At 67.8% G+C, this 20,421-nt stretch carries 21 protein-coding genes; 3 read left to right on the top strand and 18 right to left on the bottom strand.

Going from position 1 to position 20,421, the window contains the following annotated elements; translation table 11 throughout:
* Window positions 1-267 precede the first annotated feature (267 nt).
* The 9 genes from OG474_RS02510 to OG474_RS02550 form a co-directional block, all read right to left on the bottom strand.
* A complete protein-coding gene (locus OG474_RS02510; protein WP_405060528.1) occupies window positions 268-423 on the bottom strand; it encodes a hypothetical protein in 156 nt (51 codons plus the stop codon).
* 188 nt (window positions 424-611) lie between these two features.
* A complete protein-coding gene (gene mutM / locus OG474_RS02515) occupies window positions 612-1,466 on the bottom strand; it encodes a bifunctional DNA-formamidopyrimidine glycosylase/DNA-(apurinic or apyrimidinic site) lyase (RefSeq protein ID WP_405060529.1) in 855 nt (284 codons plus the stop codon).
* A gap of 6 nt (window positions 1,467-1,472) precedes the next feature.
* The gene (gene rnc / locus OG474_RS02520) at window positions 1,473-2,225 is read right to left on the bottom strand and encodes a ribonuclease III (protein ID WP_405060530.1); all 753 of its coding nucleotides are present in this window, start codon (window positions 2,223-2,225) and stop codon (window positions 1,473-1,475) included.
* A gap of 13 nt (window positions 2,226-2,238) precedes the next feature.
* Window positions 2,239-2,430, bottom strand: coding sequence for a 50S ribosomal protein L32 (gene rpmF / locus OG474_RS02525; RefSeq protein WP_131355175.1), 192 nt, complete (start codon window positions 2,428-2,430; stop codon window positions 2,239-2,241).
* Window positions 2,431-2,497: 67 nt separating this feature from the next.
* The gene (locus OG474_RS02530; protein WP_405060531.1) at window positions 2,498-3,013 is read right to left on the bottom strand and encodes a YceD family protein; all 516 of its coding nucleotides are present in this window, start codon (window positions 3,011-3,013) and stop codon (window positions 2,498-2,500) included.
* Between the two features lie 126 nt (window positions 3,014-3,139).
* Window positions 3,140-3,613, bottom strand: coding sequence for a pantetheine-phosphate adenylyltransferase (gene coaD, locus OG474_RS02535; protein WP_405060532.1), 474 nt, complete (start codon window positions 3,611-3,613; stop codon window positions 3,140-3,142).
* Window positions 3,606-4,166, bottom strand: a complete 561-nt coding sequence (gene rsmD / locus OG474_RS02540; RefSeq protein WP_405060533.1) for a 16S rRNA (guanine(966)-N(2))-methyltransferase RsmD — start codon at window positions 4,164-4,166, stop codon at window positions 3,606-3,608. Before rsmD ends, coaD begins: the two co-directional genes overlap by 8 nt.
* On the bottom strand, window positions 4,163-6,412 hold the full coding sequence (gene recG, locus OG474_RS02545; RefSeq protein WP_405060534.1) for an ATP-dependent DNA helicase RecG: 2,250 nt from the start codon (window positions 6,410-6,412) through the stop codon (window positions 4,163-4,165). Before recG ends, rsmD begins: the two co-directional genes overlap by 4 nt.
* A gap of 14 nt (window positions 6,413-6,426) precedes the next feature.
* Entirely contained in the window at window positions 6,427-8,046 is a 1,620-nt protein-coding gene (locus tag OG474_RS02550) for a DAK2 domain-containing protein (RefSeq protein WP_405060535.1), read from the bottom strand.
* A gap of 493 nt (window positions 8,047-8,539) precedes the next feature.
* Between OG474_RS02550 and OG474_RS02555 the strand changes: the two genes are divergently transcribed.
* Window positions 8,540-9,526 carry an SAM-dependent methyltransferase gene (locus tag OG474_RS02555; RefSeq protein WP_405060536.1) on the top strand — a complete coding sequence of 329 codons (987 nt, stop codon included), beginning with the start codon at window positions 8,540-8,542 and terminating at the stop codon, window positions 9,524-9,526.
* Window positions 9,527-9,699: 173 nt separating this feature from the next.
* Here OG474_RS02555 and rpmB read toward each other — a convergent pair whose 3' ends face one another.
* The 5 genes from rpmB to OG474_RS02580 all read right to left on the bottom strand — a co-directional run bounded on the left by rpmB (window position 9,700) and on the right by OG474_RS02580 (window position 15,196).
* Window positions 9,700-9,921: a 50S ribosomal protein L28 gene (rpmB, locus tag OG474_RS02560; RefSeq protein WP_132410996.1), complete on the bottom strand. Its 222-nt coding sequence runs from the start codon at window positions 9,919-9,921 to the stop codon at window positions 9,700-9,702.
* A gap of 84 nt (window positions 9,922-10,005) precedes the next feature.
* Window positions 10,006-11,988: an aldo/keto reductase gene (locus OG474_RS02565; protein ID WP_405060537.1), complete on the bottom strand. Its 1,983-nt coding sequence runs from the start codon at window positions 11,986-11,988 to the stop codon at window positions 10,006-10,008.
* 44 nt (window positions 11,989-12,032) lie between these two features.
* On the bottom strand, window positions 12,033-12,863 hold the full coding sequence (locus OG474_RS02570) for a carbohydrate ABC transporter permease (protein WP_405060538.1): 831 nt from the start codon (window positions 12,861-12,863) through the stop codon (window positions 12,033-12,035).
* The gene (locus tag OG474_RS02575) at window positions 12,850-13,902 is read right to left on the bottom strand and encodes a carbohydrate ABC transporter permease (protein WP_405060539.1); all 1,053 of its coding nucleotides are present in this window, start codon (window positions 13,900-13,902) and stop codon (window positions 12,850-12,852) included. Before OG474_RS02575 ends, OG474_RS02570 begins: the two co-directional genes overlap by 14 nt.
* Window position 13,903: 1 nt before the next feature.
* The gene (locus OG474_RS02580) at window positions 13,904-15,196 is read right to left on the bottom strand and encodes an ABC transporter substrate-binding protein (RefSeq protein ID WP_405060540.1); all 1,293 of its coding nucleotides are present in this window, start codon (window positions 15,194-15,196) and stop codon (window positions 13,904-13,906) included.
* Window positions 15,197-15,319: 123 nt separating this feature from the next.
* Between OG474_RS02580 and OG474_RS02585 the strand changes: the two genes are divergently transcribed.
* Window positions 15,320-15,931: an HAD family hydrolase gene (locus tag OG474_RS02585; RefSeq protein ID WP_405060541.1), complete on the top strand. Its 612-nt coding sequence runs from the start codon at window positions 15,320-15,322 to the stop codon at window positions 15,929-15,931.
* Window positions 15,932-15,980: 49 nt separating this feature from the next.
* Here OG474_RS02585 and OG474_RS02590 read toward each other — a convergent pair whose 3' ends face one another.
* A complete protein-coding gene (locus OG474_RS02590; protein ID WP_405060542.1) occupies window positions 15,981-17,123 on the bottom strand; it encodes an MFS transporter in 1,143 nt (380 codons plus the stop codon).
* Window positions 17,120-17,734 (bottom strand): HAD-IA family hydrolase, encoded by a 615-nt coding sequence (locus tag OG474_RS02595; RefSeq protein WP_405060543.1) that lies wholly within the window; start codon window positions 17,732-17,734, stop codon window positions 17,120-17,122. Before OG474_RS02595 ends, OG474_RS02590 begins: the two co-directional genes overlap by 4 nt.
* A 102-nt stretch (window positions 17,735-17,836) precedes the next feature.
* Here OG474_RS02595 and OG474_RS02600 point away from each other — a divergent pair, with 102 nt between their 5' ends.
* Window positions 17,837-18,940 (top strand): ROK family protein, encoded by a 1,104-nt coding sequence (locus OG474_RS02600; protein WP_405060544.1) that lies wholly within the window; start codon window positions 17,837-17,839, stop codon window positions 18,938-18,940.
* 9 nt (window positions 18,941-18,949) lie between these two features.
* On the opposite strand, the gene OG474_RS02605 is transcribed toward OG474_RS02600, so the two are convergent.
* Together OG474_RS02605 and thiD are read right to left on the bottom strand one after the other, a co-directional pair.
* Window positions 18,950-19,615 (bottom strand): DinB family protein, encoded by a 666-nt coding sequence (locus OG474_RS02605; RefSeq protein ID WP_405060545.1) that lies wholly within the window; start codon window positions 19,613-19,615, stop codon window positions 18,950-18,952.
* On the bottom strand, window positions 19,612-20,421 hold the full coding sequence (thiD, locus tag OG474_RS02610; protein ID WP_405060546.1) for a bifunctional hydroxymethylpyrimidine kinase/phosphomethylpyrimidine kinase: 810 nt from the start codon (window positions 20,419-20,421) through the stop codon (window positions 19,612-19,614). Before thiD ends, OG474_RS02605 begins: the two co-directional genes overlap by 4 nt.

The following is a 20,421-nucleotide window of genomic DNA, read 5'->3' on the forward strand; positions in this document are numbered from 1 at the left end:
GATGCTCTCCAACCCGTGAAAGGACAGACGATACCGAAGGAACCGTCGCAACTCGTAACGCTGTCGCTACCCGGGGAAGTAGTTCCGCCGCCCAGTCTACAAAGGGCCGCGCGCGAAACCGTGGAGGGCCTGCCGGTCGGAGCGGCAGGCGGAGAAGTGGGAGCTCAACAGTGGGAACGTGCACAACCGGCGGAGGCCCGGACGGGGGCCACCGCCGTCAACGTGCGGTCGGTCGTGGGTGCGACTGAGGCGTCGCGGCTTGGGTCGTCAGACCGAAGCGGGAGTGCGCAGGGCCTCGTCGACAGTGAGTAGCTGGCCCTCATGGACCGCTGCGACGAGATGGTCGTTCTCTGCCTGCAAGCGCATCACGTGCGCCTCCAGATCGGCGACACGCCGGTTGAGCAGACGAACCTGCTCGAGCATGCGCGGGTCAGTGCCTCCAAGGTGCCCTAAAAGAGCCTTGGCCATTGTGCTGTCCTCCGGAAGGGTTCTGGCCGGGTGCGCGCCCACTCGAGTCACGGTAGGGTGCGCCGAGAATGTGTACCGTCTTTCAGGGTGACACCGGCAGGGCCGACGGTCAACCTGGGCCACACTTATTAACAATACCTCGCCTACCAGCGGGCCAGCCGCGGAACCGGCTGACAACGAGGGCACCGGTACGACGAACGGTTCATGAACGGCTCCCGGCGAATCGGACGGCCGTCGCGGGGGCACGGTGAACCCTCCTGACCGTAGACGTTCAGACCCCGTTCGAAATAGCCGGATTCCCCGTTCACGTTGACGTACAGGGCATCGAAGCTGGTGCCGCCGACGTCCAGCGCCGCGGCCATCACCTCATGGGCATGGCGGAGAATTTCCCTTGCCTGTAAGGGTTTCAGCGAATCCGTGGCGCGCGCGTAGTGCAGCTTCGCCCGCCACAACGCCTCGTCGGCATAGATGTTCCCGATCCCGCTGACCACGGTCTGATCCAGCAACGCCCGTTTGAGACCGGTCTTGCGGCGCCGCAGCGCGGCGGCCGCGGCCTCGGCGTCGAACAGCGGATCGAACGGGTCCCGGGCGATGTGAGCGATCTCGCCCGGCAGCTCCGAGCCGCCCTCGGAATACGACAGACCACCGAACATCCGCTGGTCCACAAACCGGACCTCTCCGCCGTCGTCGGCGAAGCGGAACCGGACCCGCAGATGGGCCTCGTCGGGCGCGCCGACCGGCTGGACCCGGAACTGGCCACTCATCCCGAGGTGGGTGAGAACCGCGTCACCCGAGGTGAGCGGCAGCCAGAGGTATTTCCCGCGCCTGGCCGGCTCCGCGAACACCTGCCCCTTGAGCCTGGCCACGAAATCGTCCGGGCCCGCGAGATGCCGGCGTACCGGGCGGGGGTGCAGGACCTCGACCGCGTCGATCGTCCGGCCGGTGGTGAAGTCCGCCAGACCGCGACGGACCACCTCTACCTCTGGGAGCTCAGGCACAATCCACTAAGGCTGCTGGGAAGGGTCCGTGCTGTCGGGATGCGCGGCGCGCAGGGCCTTCCAGGCGGTCTCGGCGGCCTGCTGCTCGGCTTCCTTCTTGCTGCGGCCGATGCCGTGGCCGTAGGTGTCCGCACCGATCCGCACCCGCGCCTCGAACGTCTTGGCGTGGTCGGGACCGGACTCGGCGATCACATACTCCGGGACGCCGACACCGAGCTGGGCGACCAGCTCCTGCAGCGACGTCTTCCAGTCCAGGCCGGCACCGAGCCGGGCCGAGGACTCCATCAGGTCGTCGAACAGCCGGTGCACGACCAGGCCCGCGGTCTCGAACCCGCGGTCCAGGTACACGGCACCGATCAGCGCCTCGACGCAGTCGGCCAGGATCGACGACTTGTCACGGCCGCCGGTGGCTTCCTCCCCGCGGCCGAGCCGCAGGTACTTACCCAGTTTGAGTTCCCGGGCGACACCCGCGAGGGCGCGCATGTTGACCACGGCGGCACGCAGCTTGGCCAGCCGTCCCTCGGAGAGGTCCGGATGGTTGCGGAACAGCGACTCCGTGACGATGACTCCGAGCACCGAGTCCCCCAGGAACTCCAGCCGCTCGTTGGTCGGCAACCCACCGTTCTCGTAAGCGAACGAGCGGTGGGTGAAGGCGTGCTCCAGCAAATTGTCAGCCAGCGCTACGCCGAGCCGCACGTTCAGCTCGGCGTAGGGCCCCCCATGCGCCGGGTCAGGCCCGGCGTCGACTGATGAATTCACTGATAGGTGCCGTTTAGCTCTCGACGACCTGGCGACGCTCGCCCTTCGCGCCGTACTGGCCGCAGGTGGGGCAAACGGTGTGCTGCAGGTGCTTGGCGCGGCAGGCGGGGTTCACGCAGGTCACCAGCGACGGGGCAGTGGTCTTCCACTGAGCCCGGCGGTTGCGGGTGTTGCTGCGCGACATCTTCCGCTTCGGAACGGCCACGGTTATGACTCCTCGGTTCGGCCGGGGGCTGGTTGACCCGGCCGGCTGGTGTGCGTGTGTTCGTTGTTCAGTTGTCTTGCTGGTCGTTCTGCAGCAGTCCGCCCAGGGCGGCCCACCGCGGGTCACTCGAGTCCTCGTGCTTGTGTCCGGGCTCCTCGACCAGGCGCACCCCGCACTCGGGGCACAGTCCCGGACAGTCGTCCGTGCACAACGGCTGGAACGGTAGCGCGAGCACCACCTGATCCCGCAATGCCGGCTCGAGGTCGATCAGATCGCCCTCCATCCGGCTGGCCTCGTCCGGCTCGGCCTCGCTCTCCGGGTAGACGTACAGCTCCTGGACGTCGGCGAGGAACTCGTCCTCGACATCGACCAGGCACCGCGCGCACTCCCCGACCAACCGGCCACTGGCCGATCCGGTCACGAGAACCCCTTCGACCACCGCTTCCAGCCGTAGATCGAACTGGATCGGGTCGCCCTCGGGGACGCCGATCACATCGATACCGAGATCCGCCGGTGCTGCGGCCGTGAAGGAGACTTCGCGCTGGGACCCGGCGCGGCGTGACAGCTCGTGGGTTTCGATCACGAGTGGGGACCGCGGATCCAAGACGCTCAGGACATCCCTTTCAGGCGTGGGCAGGCATAAATCTCGGTCTCAACGAGACCGGTAGACCACATTATCAACTACCCGGCCCGACACCCAATTCGGGGGCTATCTGTGTTTCGCCAGTAACCGTGCGTGAACACTCGCTGTCACGAACGAGGACACCTCGCCACCGAGCTTCGCGATCTCCTTGACCCAGCTCGAGGAGATGAACCCGTGCTCGGGCGCGCTCGGCAGGAAGACCGTGTCGACCCCGGTCATCCGCCGGTTCAGATGGGCCATCTGCAGCTCGTAGTCGTAGTCCGCGGCGGTCCGCAGGCCCTTCACGATCACGCTCGCGCCCTGCTCGGTGCAGAAGTCGACCAGCAGACCGTCGAAGGTGGCGATCCGCACGTTCGCGAACGGCTCGACGAGCTCGGTCAGCATCTCGACCCGCTCCGCGTCGCTGAACAGCCGGTTCTTCGACTGGTTCACGCCGGCTGCGACGATCAGCTCCTCGAAGGCACCGGCCGCCCGGGCGATGACGTCCAGGTGGCCGATCGTGGGTGGGTCGAACGAGCCTGGAAACACAGCCTTAGCCATGGCGGTGACCGTACCAAAGACGGGCCTCGCCGTACTTGCGGTCGCGCACCGCGGCGAACCCCTCCGGCCACTCCCACGGCTCCCGCTTCCCGCGCTCGACGACCACGAAGGCGTCCGCCGCCAGCCAGCCGTTGGCCGCCAGGGCGACCAGGGCGTCCTGCAGCTCGGCCGTCTCCAGCTTGTACGGCGGGTCGGCGTACAGCAGGTCGAATTCCGCCAGGGGCTCCCCCGCGGCGAGCTTCTCGACCGGCCGGTTCAGCACCTGGACCCCGGGCAGCCCGACGACCTTGATGTTCGCCGCGATCACCTCGGTGGCTTTGCGGTCCGACTCGACCAGCACCACCTTGGCCGCGCCCCGGGACAGCGCCTCCAGGCCGATCGCCCCGGAACCGGCGTACAGATCGAGGACCGAGACGCCGTCGAAGCTGCCGAACTCGGCCTCCAGCGACGAGAACAGCGCCTCCCGGGTCCGGTCCGTCGTCGGCCGCGTCCCGTCCCCCGGCGGTACGGCGATTCGCCTGCCGCCGGCGGCTCCTCCGATCACCCGTGTCATGTTTTCTCCAGGTATTCGGTTGATTCGGTCTCCAGCGCACTGCGCACGAACGCTCGCAGCGCCGGGTAGTCGGCCAGCTCGGCGTCGATCGAGACCAACGACTGTGCCACGTGGCGGGCGGTGAAGATCAGGTCCTCGTCCCGCAGCACGCTCAAAAGCTTCAGGCTGCTCCGCTTGCCCGACTGCGCGACGCCCAGCACGTCACCCTCGCGGCGGGTCTCCAGGTCGATCCGGGACAGCTCGAACCCGTCCGTCGTCGACGCCACCGCGGCCAGCCGCCCGTACGACTTCGTGCCGTCCCACAGGTCGGTGACCAGCAGGCACAGCCCCGGCACCTTGCCCCGGCCGACCCGCCCACGCAGCTGGTGCAGCTGCGAGATCCCGAACCGGTCCGCGTCCATGATCACCATCGTCGAGGCGTTCGGTACGTCGACGCCGACCTCGATCACGGTGGTCGCGATCAGTACGTCGATCTCCCCGGCGGCGAACCGGGTCATCACCGCGTCCTTCTCCTCGGCGGGCAAGCGGCCATGCAGGATCGCGACCCGCAGGTCTCCGAGGATCTCGCCGAGCGCCTCGGCCACCTGCATCACCGAGATCGGCGGCCGCGCCTGCGTCTTCTCGCTGCGCTCGTCCAACGCGTCGTCGCCGTCGGCCAGGTCGCCTTCCTCGTCGGCCGCGTTCTTCACGTCGTCGCCGATCCGCGGGCAGACGACGTACGCCTGGTGGCCCTTGCCGACCTCCTCGCGGACCCGCTCCCAGGCCCGCCCCAGCCAGTCGGGCCGTTGCTTGGCCGGCACCACCGACGACTGGATCGGCGAGCGCCCGGCCGGCAGCTCGGTCAGCGTCGACACCGAGAGATCGCCGAACACGGTCATCGCGACCGTCCGCGGGATCGGGGTCGCCGTCATCACCAGCACGTGCGGGGTGTTCTCCCCCGACTTCGCGCTCAGCGCGGCCCGCTGCTCGACCCCGAACCGGTGCTGCTCGTCGACCACGACGAGACCGAGATCGGCGAACTGCACCTTGTCCTCGAGCAACGCATGCGTGCCGACCACGATCCCGGCGGCGCCACTCGCGGCGTCCAACATCGCCGTACGGCGTGCTGCCGCGTTCAGCGAACCGGTCAGCAGGCCCACCTTCGTGGCGTGCTCCGCGCCGCCCAGCATGCCTTGCTCGGCCAGGTCACCGAGCATCCTGATAAGCGTTTTGTGGTGCTGAGTGGCGAGCACCTCGGTCGGCGCCAGCAGGACCGCCTGGCCGCCGTTGTCGACCACGGACAGCATCGCCCGCAGCGCCACCACGGTCTTGCCGGAGCCGACCTCACCCTGCAGCAACCGGTGCATCGGATGCGGCCGCTCGAGGTCGGCGAAGATCTCCTCGCCCACCTCGGCCTGACCGGCGGTGAGCGAGAACGGGAGCCGCTTGTCGAACTCGTCGAGCAGCCCGCCGGACATCCGCGGCCGCGCGGCCGCCTTCAGCGCGTCGGTGACCGCACGACGCTGCGCCAGGATCGTCTGCATCACCAGCGCCTCCTCGAACCGGAACCGGTTCTGGGCCTCGCTGATGTCCTTCTCGGTGTCCGGCAGATGCACCTTCTGCAGCGCCTCGACCAGGCCGAGCAGCTTCTCCTTGCGCCGGATCAGCTCCGGCACCGGGTCGTCGAGCTCCTCGCCCAGGTTGTCCAGAACGATCTTGATGCTGCGCTCGATCGTTGCTGTCGGCAACTTAGCGGTCGCCGGATAGAGCGGGCGGAACGGGCGGGCCCGGCGTTCGATCTCGGCCTCGGTCAGGTCCTCGTCGTCGAGGATCTCGGTGCCCGGCGCCTTGAGCTGCATGATGTCGCGGAACATCGTCACCTCGCCCCAGAACAGCGCCGCCGTACCGGGGGTCAGCTTGGTGGCCAGCCAGGGCTGGTTGAAGAACGCGAGCTCCAGGTCGTGCCGGCCGTCGGTGACCACGACCTTGGTCAGCGTCTTGCGCCGGGTCCACTTCTGGACGTCGGTGAGCGGGATCTCGGCCTTGGTGTCGAGCGAGCGGACGGTGACCTTCTTGACCCGGCCGTTGACCGTCGCCTGGTCGCCGACCTCGAGCTCGTCGAAGGGGGTCAGCTCGCCCTTCTTCAGATACCGCCGCGGGTAGTGGCGCAGCAGCTCGCCGACGGTCTCGATGGCGAGCACGTCCGCGAAAGTCTTGGCCGTCTTGGCTCCGACGAAGTCGCGGAGCTTGCGGTCCATGTCGGCCATTTGATTGACCACTGTCATTCCACCCCGATCAACAACGGGTACCTGTCCTGCCCTCCGTCGTACACCACGACATCGACATCTTTGCGTTGCTTGCGCACGTGCCGCTCGATCGCGGCGGCCAGTTCCGGGTCCGCGTCGCGGCCGGCGACGAGCGTCAGCAGCTCGCCACCACCGCCCAGCAGCCGATCGACGACACCGATGGCGGCCTCGGTCAGGTCGTCGGTGATGAGGGCGAAATCACCATCGATCACGCCCAACGCGTCACCCACCCGACAGCGGCCGGCCATCGTCCAAGCATCCTTCACCGCGATCGTGACAGCTCCGTGCCGGGTCTGTCCGGCAGCGGCGGACTGGTGCACGACGTCGTCGTCGAAGCTGGCCGCAGCATCATGTACGGCGATCGCGGCCAGCCCCTGGACTTGCGCGCGGGTGGGGATCACGGCAACCCGCAGACCGTCCTGGCGAGCCGCTGTGGCCGCGGCCTCGGCGACCGCGATGGAGTCCTTGTCGTTCGGCAGCAGCACGATCTCGGTCGCCTGCGACTTCTCGATCGCGGACAACAGCTCGCCGGTCGAGCAGCGCCGGCCAGGTCCGCCGACCACGACCTTGGCGCCGGCCTCGGTGAACAGCCCGGCCAGCCCTTCGCCGGCCACGACCGCGATCACGGCTCGACCCGGGGGTGGTTCGTGATGCGGTTGGTCCGCGAAGTGGGTCACACGGATTCGGTGCGGGCGGCCGATGGCGATGCCCAGCTCAATCGCCGTACCGACGTCGTCCGCATGCACGTGGACGTTCCAGAGGCCGTCTCCGCCGACCACGACGACCGAGTCACCCAGGTCCGCCAGCTGCCGCCGGAAGGCCGCGATGGTGTCGTCAGCGGCGTCCAGCAGGTACATCACCTCGTACGCCGGACCTTCGGGGCTCAGGTCTCCCCCGGCAACCTCCTGCGGTTCGACCCGCGCCGGTACGTCGATCGTGACGGTCCGTCCGGTGAGCACAGACTCCATCGCGCCGAGGATCACGACCAGGCCCGCTCCCCCGGCGTCGACCACTCCGGCCCGCCGGAGGACGTCGAGCTGCTCGGTCGTCTTGGTGAGCGCCTGCCGCGCGGACGCGACCGCAGCCAGACACACGTCAGCCAGGCTCTTGCCGTCGTTGGCCGCAGCCATCGCCCCGTTGGCGGCCTGCCGGGCGACGGTGAGCATGGTCCCCTCGACCGGTTCCGCGACCGCGCCGTACGCGGCATCGGCGGCGTACGTGAGCGCGTCGGCGAACGCGGCCGCCTCACTCATCCGCGGATCCGCCAGTACGCCGTCCGTCTGCTGATCCCGCGGCAGGTTCTCGGCCAGCCGCATCCCGCACGCCCTCACCAGTTGCGAGGTGATCACACCCGAGTTCCCGCGCGCCCCCAACAGCGCACCCCGCCCGAACGCCTGCACCGCCTCCGCGAACGTCAGCTCCCCCTTCGGCAGCGCCTCACACGCGGCCTCCCAGGTCAGGTAGAGGTTCGTCCCGGTGTCACCATCCGGTACCGGATAAACGTTCAGCTCGTCGATCCCGCTCCGCACCCGCCCCAGCTCCACCAGCGCAGTCCGAGCCCAAGCCCGCAGCACCCCGACCGTCAGTTCCTCCACGCCCGGAACATTAACGCCCCCACGCCATCACCACGTCCCCCACCTCAAGCCCCCACCAACCACCTCCACATCCCACCAATGGCCGGCCCATGCCCAAGCCCCCGCGCCGTCGACACCTTGAGCACCCACCAACCACTTCCCCGGCCCCGAAATGGTCGACCGGTGCCCAAGGCTGGGAGCGGGGCGCCTTGAGCACCCACCAACCATCCGAACGCCCCGCAAATGGTCGACCCGTGCCCAAGGCCGGCACGGCACGCCTTGAGCACCCACCAACCACCTCCCCGGCCCCGAAATGGTCGAACGGTGCCCAAGGCTGGGAGCGGGGCGCCTTGAGTCCCCATCAACCATCCGAAAGGCCCGTGGATGGTTGATGCGTGCTCAAGGCTGGGGGGCGGGGGTGCCTTGGGCACGGGTTTGATCGTTTGGGGGCGGGGTGGTTGGGGGTGTTCAAGGTTCGGTACGCCTGGGTGTGGGGGCGCGGTACGGTCGCTGGGTGAATGTGTTGTTCTCGGTTGCGGGTGACAGTTACGAGTGGGCTGTGCGGGAGATCCGTGCCGAGTTCGGGAAGGTGCCGTTCCAGCGGGTCGGTGCGGATATCGGGCGGGTGACCGGGCCGGCGGTGCATGAGCTGGCGGAGGCTTGTGATGCGGGGCGGATCATGTTCGTGCGGCATCTGACGCAGGAGATCGCCAGCCTGGACGAGCTGCCGCCTGGTTATGAGCTGGCCGAGCTGATCTTGAGCGAGCTGCCGGAGTATCCGAAGGCGCTCGCGGTGCAGGCGTGGACGGATCGGGCGGGGACGGGCGGCTCGTACTACCACCGGATCGAGGAGGCGCTGGCCGAGCGCGGGGTGGGGGTCACTCGCTCGGAGCAGAAGTGGGTCGTCTCGTGTTTCGAGAGTCCGCGCGCGATCCTGCTCGGGATCAATCGGCTGGCCGACAGCTTGTCGGACTGGCCGGGTGGGCGGATGCGGCTGGCCCGGGGCGAGGAGCGGGTCTCGCGGTCGGAGTTCAAGCTGGAGGAGGCGATCGCCACCTTCGGGCTGGAGCTGCCGAACGGCGGGAAGGCGGTCGACCTCGGCGCCTCACCGGGTGGATGGACGCGGATCCTGCGGTTGCACGGGCAGCAGGTGTGGGCGGTCGACCCCGGCTACCTGGACGAGCGGCTGCACGGGGACCGCGGGATCCATCACGCGGCAACGACCGCCGGCCGGTTCTTCGCGGAGAACCGGACCAGGTTCGACGTCGTGGTGAACGACATGCGGATGGACCAGGTGATGAGCGCGCGGATGATGCTCGACGCGGCCGAACACCTCAAGCGCGGCGGTCTGGCCGTGGTCACCCTGAAGGGCGGCGGGAAGAACCCGCTCGACGGCGCCCGTCGCGGGCTCGACATCCTGAGCGCGGAGTACGACGTACTGCACGCCCGCCAGCTCCACCACAACCGCAACGAGATCACCGTCGTCGCCGAGCGACGCTGAGCACGACAAAGCGCCCCGGGTCGAAACCCGAGGCGCCTAGGTCAGCCCTACACGGAAGGGGGTGCGGGTGGCGAAGCCCCCGCCGGCGGCAAGCGAAGCGCAGCCGCACAACACGACGAGGAGCCAGGGCGAAGCGCTACAGCGCGAGCACGCCTAGCCAGCTCCGAATCCGGTCAGCCGACTACGCGCTGGACCTTGCCGGCCTTGATGCAGGACGTGCAGACCTTCATGCGGGTCGGGGTTCCCTTGATGATCGCCCGGACCGGCTGAATGTTGGGGTTGAAGCGACGGGGCGTACGCGCCTTGACCCGCCGGATCATCGCGCCCTTACCCAGACGGGCAACGCTCTTGCCAAACATCGGCTGCTTGCCGCAGACATCGCAAATCTTAGACATGATTCTCCGTGTTCAGGGTCTTGACACCGACAGACCATGTTACATGGGTGTCAGGGCTCGACCAATTCGGTCAACCTACGCTCGTCACGCAGTGAGGTACGCCACTTCTTCGTCGCTCAGCGACACTGTCAGACCAGGTGTCGAGGTCCGCGTCTCACTGATGTGCCGAGGCCCGATCAACGGGAACACCGGGTACGGCTGGTGAAGCAACCAGGCCAGTGCGATCGCGGTCGGCTCGACTCCCTTGGCGGTCGCGAGCTCCCGGGCCCGGTCCAGTCTACGGAAATTGTCGTCGGAGTAGAAACAGCGGACCAGTTCCTCGTCCGACCGGTCCTCCGGCTTGGCCCGTCCGGTGAAGAATCCGCGCGCCTGACTCGACCACGGGAACAGCGCCACCTGCCGGTCTCGCAGCCACGCCTGTGACTCGTCGTCCGACACGTGCCGACAGCCGGCCCACGGTACGTCGTACGCCCGCGCCAGGCTCAGGTGGTTGCTGAGCAGCGTGAACGGCTGCTTGCCGTGAGCCTCGGCATAGGCGTTCGCCTCGTCGAACCGCGCGAGCGACCAGTTGGAGCCGCCGTACGCCTTGATCCGCCCGGCCTTGAAGTGCTCATCCAGTACGTCGACGAACTCGCCGACCGGAATCTCCTCGTTGTCCCGGTGCATCAGGTACAGGTCGACGTGGTCGGTCTGCAGCCGCCCGAGGCTCTCCTCCAACTGCCGAGTGATCGACGAAGGGTCACAGTGCGGCGTGTGCGCACCCTTGCCGATGACAACCACCTCGTCGCGGTTGCCGCGGGTCTTCATCCACTGGCCGAGCAGCTTCTCGCCGTACCCGCCGCTGTAGATGTAGGCCGTGTCGAACGTCGTACCGCCGCGCTCGACGAAGTCGTCGAAGACCGTGGCCCCGTGAGTCAGGCTGTGCTGGTTGTCGACCCCCATGACGAGCCGCGACACCTGCTTGTCCAGGCCGGCCACGGTTCCGTACGTCATCGGCGCATCGGCCCGCTTGGTCAGCGGCCGTCCACTGGCGGTCGGGATCGCGGCGTCGTCGCGCTCGATCGCGTACTGCTGACCGATCGCAGCCCGCCACGCGTCCTGGACGGTCAGATTGCCGAGGGTATCGGCCCAGTTCATCTCCGGCGCCTGCCGCTCCGAGATGGCAGCGGCGACCGCTTCGGCCTCGGCCGCGTAGATGAGCGCAGGCTCGGCCGAGATGTCGCGGGCGTCCTCGCCAACCCTGTGCAGGGTGACGTGGGTCGGCTTGCCATCGCACCCGAACCACGGGTCCTCGATGATCAGATAGCCCTTGCTGCCGACGATCCGGACCTGGTTCTGGTCGCCGAGCCGGACGCCGGTGGTGACGTGCGCGGTGACGCCGCCGTCGAAGAACAGCGTCGCGGCCGTCCATTCGTCGGCGCCGGTCTCCCCGACCGTCCCGACCGCGTTCACGGCGGCAGGTTCGGCGTACGGGAGTCCGGTGGCGGCGCCGGCGATCAGGCGGGCGTACGAGACCGGGTAGCCGCCGACGTCCAGGATGCCGCCGCCGGCGAGCTCGTCGGCGTAGATGCGGCTGGTCGGGTTGAAGGAGGCGTTGAAGGCGAACGTCGCCTCGATCTGGTGCACCTTGCCGAGCTCACCATCGCGGACCAGCTGGGCGACAAGCTTCGTCTGCGGGAGGCAGCGGTACATGTACGCCTCCATCAGGAAGACGTCGTTGCGGACGGCGGCCTCGATGATCGCCTCGGCCCAGGCCTTGTTGATCGCGAGCGGCTTCTCGCACAGCACGTGCTTGCCGGCGTCGGCGGCCTTGATCGCCCATTCGGGGTGCATCGGGTGCGGGGTCGCGACATAGATCGCGTCCACGGTCTCGTCGGCGAGCAGGGCGTCGTACGAGCCGTGCCGGTTGGGGATGTTGAAGCGGGCACCGAACTCGTCGGCCGAGGCCTGCGAGCGGCTACCGACCGCGACCACGGAGTTGGCCGGCGAGGTCGGCACCTGATCGGCGAACCGGGACGCGATGTTGCCGGTCCCGAGAATGCCCCAGCGGAGTTTGCTGTCAGTCAAAGGAGATCCCTAGTCAGAGTGGTGGGGTTATGCCATGTACTTGATTAGGACTTCATCGCGCCGGCGGCGAGGTCGGCGATGAACGAACGGGCGCCGATCAGGAACACCCCGATCAACGGAATCACACTCATCAACGCGCCCGCCATCACCATCGAGTAGTCGGTGTTGTACAGGCCGTTCAGCTGGTCGAGGGCGACCTGCAGGGTGAGCCGGTTGGGGTCCGTCATCACGATCAACGGCCACAGGTAGTCGTTCCAGACGTTGATGAAGGTGAAGATGCCGAGGAAGGCCAGTCCGGGCCGCAGCACCGGCAGGCCGACACTCAGGTACTGCCGGAAAAACCCGGCGCCGTCGACCTTGGCGGCCGAGATCAGTTCGTCCGGGATCGCGCCGGCGGCGTACTGGCGCATCCAGAAGATGCCGAACGCGTTCGCGGCACCGGGGATGACGAGGGCCTTCAGCGAGCCGATCCAGCCGAACTGCGCCAGCGTCACGAACTGCGGCACCAGCGACAGCTGGGCCGGGATCATGAACGTTGCCAGCAGCAACCCGAACAGCACCTTCCGGCCGGGGAACTCGTACTTCGCGAACGCGAACGCCGCCAGCGAGTCGAAGAACAGCACCAGCACGGTCACCGAGACCGAGGCGATCAGCGTGAGCAGCATCGACCCGAAGAAGTCGACGTTGTCGAGCACCTTGCCCATGTTCTCGAACAGGTGCGAACCGATCAGCAGCTTCGGCGGGTAGGCGAAGATGTCGGGTGTGGTGTTGGAGGCCATCACGACCATCCAGTAGAACGGGAACAGCGAGACCGCGACGCCGAGCATCAGCACGACGTGCCCGACGGTGGTGCGCAGGCGCTCAGCGGGCGTCATCTGCGGCCTCCTTCTGTACGGCGGACTTCTGTACGGCGGACTTCTGGGCGGCGATCTTCCGGTCCGCCCGGCGTTTGGCCCGGCTCGTCACGCGTTCGTCGTCGCTGCCGCCGATCAGCCGCCAGTTGATGACGCTGAACAGCACGATCAGGATGAACAGCGCCCAGCCGATCGCGGCGCCGTACCCGAACTGGTTCTTGATGAACGCGCTCTGGTAGAGGTACGAGACGATCGTCATGCCCGCGTCGCCCGGACCGCCGATGTTGTTGGTGTCACCGAACAGCACCCGGGACTCGGTGAAGATCTGCAGCCCACCGATCGTCGAGGTGACCGCGGTGAACAGGATGACCGGCCGCAGCATCGGCACGGTGATCCGCCAGAACGTCTGCCGCGGGCTCGCGCCGTCGATCTTGGCGGCCTCGTAGACGTCGGCCGAGATGGCCTGCAGCCCGGCCAGGTAGATGATCGCGTTGTAGCCGACCCAGCGCCAGGTGACGATGGTCGCGATCGCGACCTTGATCCCCCACGGCGTGGTCAGCCAGTCGATCTTGCCGAGCCCGATCGACTGCAGGAACGCGTTCAGCAGACCGAAGTTGTTGCTGAAGATCGACCCGAAGACCAGCGTGACGGCGACCACCGAGGTGACGTTCGGGATGAAGTAAGCGATCCGGTAGAAGGTGCGGAACCGGGTCGCGTTGTGCAGCGCGTTCGCGATCACCAGCGCGAGCAGCAGCATCGGGACCGTCGACAGCACCCAGATGATCATCGTGTTGCCGATGGCTTTCCAGAACGTCGGATCGCTGAGCAGGTAGCTGTACTGCTCGAGCCCGACCCACTTCATCTGGCCGATGCCGTCCCACGAATGGAACGAGATCCACATCGAGAACAGGATCGGGAACGCGCCGAACACCGCGAACAGGATGAAGAACGGCGAGATCGCGGCGTACTGCGGGAACGCCTGCCGGAACTTGCTCGGCGGCTTCTCCTCGCTCTCCTGCGTCGCGTGCACACTCACCGGAAGCGCTTTGCTGACAGCCATCTCAGATCGCCCCCGCCCGGGTCAGCTCGCGCTCGATCTGCCGCTGCGCGTCGTTCCAGGCCTGATCCGGTGACTTGCCGCCGGTCTCGACGTTGACCAGCTCGGAGCTGAGTGGCGAGCCGATGATCGAGTCGTACGGCGAGAAGAACGCGCCCGGGTACTTCTTCGCGGACTCGGCGAACACGTCCACGATCCGCTGGCCGCCGAAGAACTCGTCCGGCGCGCTCAGCCGGGAGTCGGTGTAGGAGGCCGGCGTGGACGGGAACAGCACCGGGTCGAGGAAGGCCTGCGCCTGGTTCTTCGCCGACTCCAGCCAGCTGATGAGGGCGAAGGCGGCGGCCGGGTTCTTGCAGTACTTCGTGATCGCGAGGAACGAGCCACCGCGGTTGCCGGGTCCACCAGGAGCCGCCGTCACCCGCCACAGGCCCTTCGTCTTCGGGGCCGCGTTCTTCGGTCCGAGCTGCGCCCACCAGACCGCAGCGTTGAACGCGACGAGCTTGCCGTTGCTGATGATGGCCTTGGCGTCGGTCGACCCGTCCTGAGCGTTGGCCGACAGACCTTCCTTCACCACCCGTACGGCGAGATCGAACGCCTCCCGCACGTGGTCCTGGTCGCCGATGTACCGACCGTCGGGGCTCATGTACCGCTTCGGCGCCTGCGCCATCCGGTACGCGAAGATGCTGTTCACGTTGTCGGTGATCGCCGAGCCGGGGACGGCCTGCTGGATCTTCTTGCCGAGGGCGATGTAGGTGTCCCAGTCGGGCGCCTGCTGCGCGATCGCGGCCGGATCGACGTCGACTCCGGCCTTCTCGAGGATGTCGCTGCGGTAGAACAGCGCGGTCGGTCCGGTGTCCATCGGATAGGCCATCATCTTGTTCTGCGGCGTGACCCCGAGCTTCCACTTCCAGGGCAGGAAGTCGGGCTCCCGTTCCTTCGCGCCGAGCTCGTACAGGTCGTGGAACTGGTCGGCGTTCGGGAAGTACGTCGCCACGTCGTCGTTGATCGCGACGATGTCCGGGACGAGCGACTTGCCGGCCAGCGCGGTCAGCACCTTGGTCTTGTAGTTGCTGCCGATCCGGGTCATCGACAGCTTGAGCGCGTCGTACCCGGGGATCGCCTTCTCGGCCTGGCCGATCAGGTCGTCGTTCACGGACCCGACCCAGGTCCACATACTCAGCTCGTTCGCGGTGCCCAGCGAACTGCGGGAACCACACCCGGTCAGCCCGGTCACTCCGGCGGCAGCGGCAGCAGTGCCCAACCCGCCTGCGAGGAACGTCCTTCTGCTCAGCGGCATACGCCTCACCTGGCGCTTTCTGTTGGATTTCGCCGGAAGGTGTCCAACTATGTTTACGTAGCCATTAGGTAAGCGCATACCGCCTGAACCGGTCAAGAGCCCGGGCTGAGAGGATGGTTGTCCATGACGCCCGTGATCACCACTGTCCTCTTCGACGCCGATGGCGTCATCCAGCGTGGAACCCACGATTGGGTCGGCCGGCTGCACGGCATGGTCGACGGTGACGGCGAGGCGTTCGTCAACGACCTGATGCTGGCCGAGCGCCCGGCGATCGCCGGCAAGGGCGACTTCCCGGACGCGCTGGCCGCCGTACTGCGCCGGTGGAACGTCACGGCCACCCTCGAGGAGGCCATCGAGCCGTGGGCCTGGTTCGCGGCGGAGCCGGTCGTGGTCGAGCTCGTCCAGGACCTTCGGCAGGCCGGCATCAAGTGTCACCTGGCCACCAACCAGCACGCCTACCGGCGAGCCATCATGAACGACGAGCGCGGGTACGCCGCCTTGTTCGACCACTCGTTCTACTCGTGCGACCTGGGCCTGGCCAAGCCCGACCCGGCCTACTTCCGCGCCATCCTCGCGGCAACCGGCGCCCCCGCATCATCGGTCCTCTTCATCGACGACCTCGCGACAAACGTAGAAGGCGCCCGCTCCGCCGGCCTGAACGCCGAGGTCTACGACCTGGCCACCGGGACAAACACGCTCACCGAGCTGCTTCGGAGTTACCAGCTGCCGGTTTGAGGCGGACCGCCCCCACTCACCAACCTCGCCATCCGATGGCCCGCCAGGCTCAATCGAGCGGTGGCCGAGCGCCTGCCATCGAATTGATGAGTGGCGCAGGTCCGGAACTCCGGCTGAGGGCGAAGAGGGTCAGCAGGAGTGGGATGGTGATGAGGTAGGCGAGGCGGAGGTCCATCAGGCGGGCCAGGGCGGCCAGGGCTGCTGGGGTGATGAGGATGGCGGTGCCGGAGGCTAGTGCGCCTAGGGCAGCCAGGCGGGTGGGGCTGAGTCCGGGCATGGCTACCAAAGCGGCCAGCGTCACCGGGTAAAGCGGGGCAACGCCGATGCCCGCGATAACCAAGCCGACGGCGATCACGACTGGGGCGTTCAGCAGGCTGACGAGCAGGGTGCCGACGATCGCGAGGCTGCCGCCGATCACGACCGGCGGGACGCTTCGCCAGTGGACTGGGCCGATGGCCCGGCCGATCGCCATACCGATCGGGAAGCTGCTGCCGAGCAGGGCCGCTACCGCGAGAGTCAGGCCGGAGTCGACGAGGCGGGCGACTGCCCAGACGACGAAGCAGAACTCGACACCCACGGCCAGTACGACGCGGAGCCAGCCGAGCGCGACCGTCCGCCCGACCGCATGACCGGAGGGGGCTTCGGCCAGGTCCGGCAGCACGGTATCCGGGCCTTTGACGAAGGCCAGGATGAGCAGGGGCGGTACGGCGACCAGCATGGCGACTCTGCCGGTGACTCCGAGCGCGTCGATCAGCCCGATGGTCAGTGGCGCGAGGATGCCGGCCGCACTGGACACTGCGTTGACCCGACTGAGGCGTGCGGCAGCAGTGGGGCCATGAAGCATCAGAGGGGCGACCAGCACGAGCAGTGCGCCGCCCAGCCCGACACACAGTCCGCCGACGACCACGACGGCGTACACAGGCGCTAGTGCGAGCAATGCGCCACCGAAGGCGCAGATGAGCGAGCCGACGCGCAGTACGACGCCGATCGACCAGGCGCGCAGGAGCCGCGGGCCTACCGCCGCGACGATGACCAGGCCGACGGCGAAGGCGGACGAGAGCAGAGCCAGGCGACCGGTCGGCTCGTCGAGGTCACGGGCGAGGATGGCGATGCACGCACCGAGTCCAGCGAGCAGGTAGCCGAGCGAGGAGAGGCTGATCCCGATCTGGACCCCGTCGGAGCGGGCGGTCATTCGGTGAACAGCTGAACGAGGCGGTGCAGGTCAGGGAGCCGGATGTCGGCCGGGATGCCCTTCAAGCCGGCGGTGGTCGCGCCGGACGCACGCCCAGCGGCCAGTCCGATCGGGGTGTCCTCGACGACCAGGCAGTGCTCGATCTTCACTCCGACCAGCGAGGCCGCGCGCAGGTAGCCCTCAGGGTCCGGTTTGCCGTGGGCGACATCGTCGATGGTGACGAGGATCGAGGGCGAGATACCGGCCGCCTCCAGCCGGACCTTGGCCAGCAGACCCGGTGCACTGGTGTAGATCGCCCAGGGCACGCCGAGTCGATCGAGGGTCGCGATCAGCTCGTGCGCACCCGGCTTCGGGACGACATCGGAGACGTCCTCGAGCTCAAGCTGGAGGACGCGGGCACCCGCCACCGCACGCTCGGAGTCGGAGAGGTCGGGCAGGAACTGCGCGACAGTGGCCGCCCCGGGATTGCCGTGGGCGACCGCCAGCACCTCGGCCGGGACCAGGCCGTACTCGGTCGCCCAGGCGCTCCAGCTGCGGTCGACGGCTGCGTCGGAGTCGACCAGCGTCCCGTCCATGTCGAACAACACGGCCGAGATGTCCTGGATGTTCACTACCCCTCCAATTAAACTCGTACTCCGAGTATAAGATGGGACAATGTTATGACCAGTGGCCGCCGGGGACAATGGCAAACCGCAGCGGAGATCCTGACCCGGGTGAGCCGGGAGCCGGGTCTCACGCGTGCTGCTGTCGCGCATGAGCTCGGGTTGAGCAGCAGTTCGGCCACTGAGGTCACCGCGAAGCTCCGTGAGCTGCAGTTGCTCGCCGAGATCCCCGCCCCGAGCCGTGGACGTGGGCGGCCGACCACGCTGCTGCAGGCGCACCCGGCTGGTCCACTGGCGCTCGTACTCGACCTGCGGCAGAGCAACTGGCGCAGTGCGGTCGTCGCACTGGACGGAACGTTCCTGAACCAGGACGACCGTCGGCACCGCACTCGTCGGGCTGCTGTGGTGGTCGGGCACCTGCAGGGCGCCGTACTGGAGGCACAGGAGCTGTATGGCGACCGGCTGCAGGCTGTGGGGTTGGCTGTGCCCGGGACGCTGCGCGACAAGTACATGCTGCAGGCTTCAGCGCCGGAGTGGTTCGAGATGGACCTCGAGTCGATCACCGCTGGTACGGAGGTGCCGTTGCTGGTCGGCAACGACGCGACGCTCAGTGGAGTCGCGGAAGCACGTGGCGGAGCTGCCGTCGGAGCCGGTACGGCGCTGCATCTGATCATCGAGGCGGGTATCGGCGGCACGCTGCTGATCGACGGCGTACCTATCCAGGGCGCGTCCGGTGCGGGTGGCGAGTTCGGACACACGCCCTTCGGTGATCGCAGTCGGGTGTGTTCGTGTGGAGCGCGCGGATGCTGGAACTTGGAGATCGATGGTCGCGCCCTGGCCCGTCATCTGCAGGACCCCGAGCCCGACGACCCGCATGCCTACACCCACGAGATCCTGCGCCGCACTGACGGTACGGCGGTCCGCGCGGTCGAGCAGGTGGTCACGGCGATCGCCGCCGGCATCGCCGGGCTCGTGAACGCCCACGACCCGGACGTCGTCACGTTGGGCGGACTAGCAGTCCCGCTCCGAGCAGCCGCCGAAGACGCCTTCCAGGACGCCTACCTGGCCGGACTGATGAGCTTCCGCCGTACCGCTCCCCCACCGGTCCTCACCGCCGCCCACCAAACCGACGGCCCCCTGCGAGGCGCCGCCGCCCTAGCCCTAGACCACCTGACCGCCGAGTCCACAATCGCCAACTGGGCCACCACCCACTAGCAACAGCCCTCAGTCAGTACGTGCCACCGGCTCCTCGGCGGCGACCTCTTCGGTACCGTCCGGCGTCTCCCCCTCGCCCTCGACCTCGGCGGTCTCCTCGACCACGACGGGCTTGGGCTTGGGGATGATGGGGGGCTCTAGCTTGGCGAGGATGCTCACGATGTCGTGGCGGTGGTGCTGGATCTCGTGGGCTGTGTGCCGGATGACCCAGCTCAGGGAGCGGGGCATCCGGACCGGGTAGTTGTAGAGCCCCAGCTTGCCCAGCTGCGGTGGTGTCAGCACGCGCGCGGCTGCGCCGAAGTCCTTGGCGAAGCGCACCAGTGCGGCCGCCACCTCCATCGGGTCCTGGTTCTCGTACTTCTCCTGCTTCACGCGCCCGGTGCGGTCCATCGGCGCGTACACCGGACGGTCTTCGGCCAGGCACTGGGCAATCCGGAAGCGCTGCACTTCCAGTACGTCGCGGACGTGGCAGGCGTATTCGATCGCCGACCACACCTCGGGCTCCGGCCGTAGCCGTACGACGTTGCTGTCCGGACCTGCGGCGGCCTTGATCAGCGCCATGCTGCAGTCGGCGGCTTGGCGAACGAGCAGGGTCACTGTGCCCTGCAGGTCACCGGTGTCGTAGTTGAAGCCACACTGCTCGCAGTACCCGTCGACCGGGGGCTGCTTCGTCAACTGCCACTCCCTCGAAATCTCCACGCGTGATCGACCGGTCCGATGCCACCACCGAGTGCGAACCCGGCCTGGATCGCACCGGTCACGTACTCCTTCGCCGCACCGACCGCACTCTCGACGTCGTACCCACGAGCCAGGTACGACGCGATCGCGCTGGCCAACGTACATCCGGTGCCATGGGTGTGCCGATTGTCGGCCCGAACCGCACTGTAAGCCCGCCGAACCCCTGCACCGTGCAACACGTCAACCGACGCGTTGCCCACATCATGCCCGCCCTTGACGAGCACCCAGGACGCACCGGCCTCCAGCAGGATCTTCGCAGCCAGATCGCGATCCTCAACGGTCTCCAGCGTCACACCGGCGACCGGGCCCAGCTCAGTCAGGTTGGGCGTCAGCACAGTCGCCAGTGGCACGATCTCCGACCGCATCGCTTCCATGGCGTCCGCAGCAAGCAGGGCGTCCCCGTGCTTCGACACAGACACCGGATCGACCACCACCGGCACCGACGGCGGCAGTGTCCGCAGCAGCGACGCGACCACACGCACCATCGAGGTAGACGCCAGCATGCCGGTCTTCACCGCGTCCACACCGATGTCGTCAACCACACTGTGGAACTGCGCGCGCACCTGTTCCTCAGGCAGCTCCCACGCTCCCTGCACACCCAGACTGTTCTGGGCGGTGATCGCGGTCAGCACGCTCATCCCGTGCACGCCGTTGGCCAGCATCGTCTTCAGGTCGGCCTGGATCCCGGCGCCGCCGCCCGAGTCCGAGCCGGCGATCGTGAGCACCCGTGGCGGTCGGTTCAT

This window comes from Kribbella sp. NBC_01505 (genome assembly GCF_045040285.1).
Lineage (GTDB): Bacteria > Actinomycetota > Actinomycetes > Propionibacteriales > Kribbellaceae > Kribbella.

What these genes read in the sequence shown, in the direction of transcription:
- thiD (WP_405060546.1), bottom strand. Translation starts at nt 20,421, where the DNA reads ATGAACCGACCGCCACGGGTGCTCACGATCGCCGGCTCGGACTCGGGC.
- OG474_RS02570 (WP_405060538.1), bottom strand. Translation starts at nt 12,863, where the DNA reads ATGACGCCCGCTGAGCGCCTGCGCACCACCGTCGGGCACGTCGTGCTG.
- rsmD (WP_405060533.1), bottom strand. Translation starts at nt 4,166, where the DNA reads ATGACACGGGTGATCGGAGGAGCCGCCGGCGGCAGGCGAATCGCCGTA.
- OG474_RS02510 (WP_405060528.1), bottom strand. Translation starts at nt 423, where the DNA reads ATGCTCGAGCAGGTTCGTCTGCTCAACCGGCGTGTCGCCGATCTGGAG.
- OG474_RS02585 (WP_405060541.1), top strand. Translation starts at nt 15,320, where the DNA reads ATGACGCCCGTGATCACCACTGTCCTCTTCGACGCCGATGGCGTCATC.
- coaD (WP_405060532.1), bottom strand. Translation starts at nt 3,613, where the DNA reads ATGGCTAAGGCTGTGTTTCCAGGCTCGTTCGACCCACCCACGATCGGC.
- OG474_RS02580 (WP_405060540.1), bottom strand. Translation starts at nt 15,196, where the DNA reads ATGCCGCTGAGCAGAAGGACGTTCCTCGCAGGCGGGTTGGGCACTGCT.
- OG474_RS02575 (WP_405060539.1), bottom strand. Translation starts at nt 13,902, where the DNA reads ATGGCTGTCAGCAAAGCGCTTCCGGTGAGTGTGCACGCGACGCAGGAG.
- rpmB (WP_132410996.1), bottom strand. Translation starts at nt 9,921, where the DNA reads ATGTCTAAGATTTGCGATGTCTGCGGCAAGCAGCCGATGTTTGGCAAG.
- recG (WP_405060534.1), bottom strand. Translation starts at nt 6,412, where the DNA reads ATGGCCGACATGGACCGCAAGCTCCGCGACTTCGTCGGAGCCAAGACG.
- OG474_RS02590 (WP_405060542.1), bottom strand. Translation starts at nt 17,123, where the DNA reads ATGACCGCCCGCTCCGACGGGGTCCAGATCGGGATCAGCCTCTCCTCG.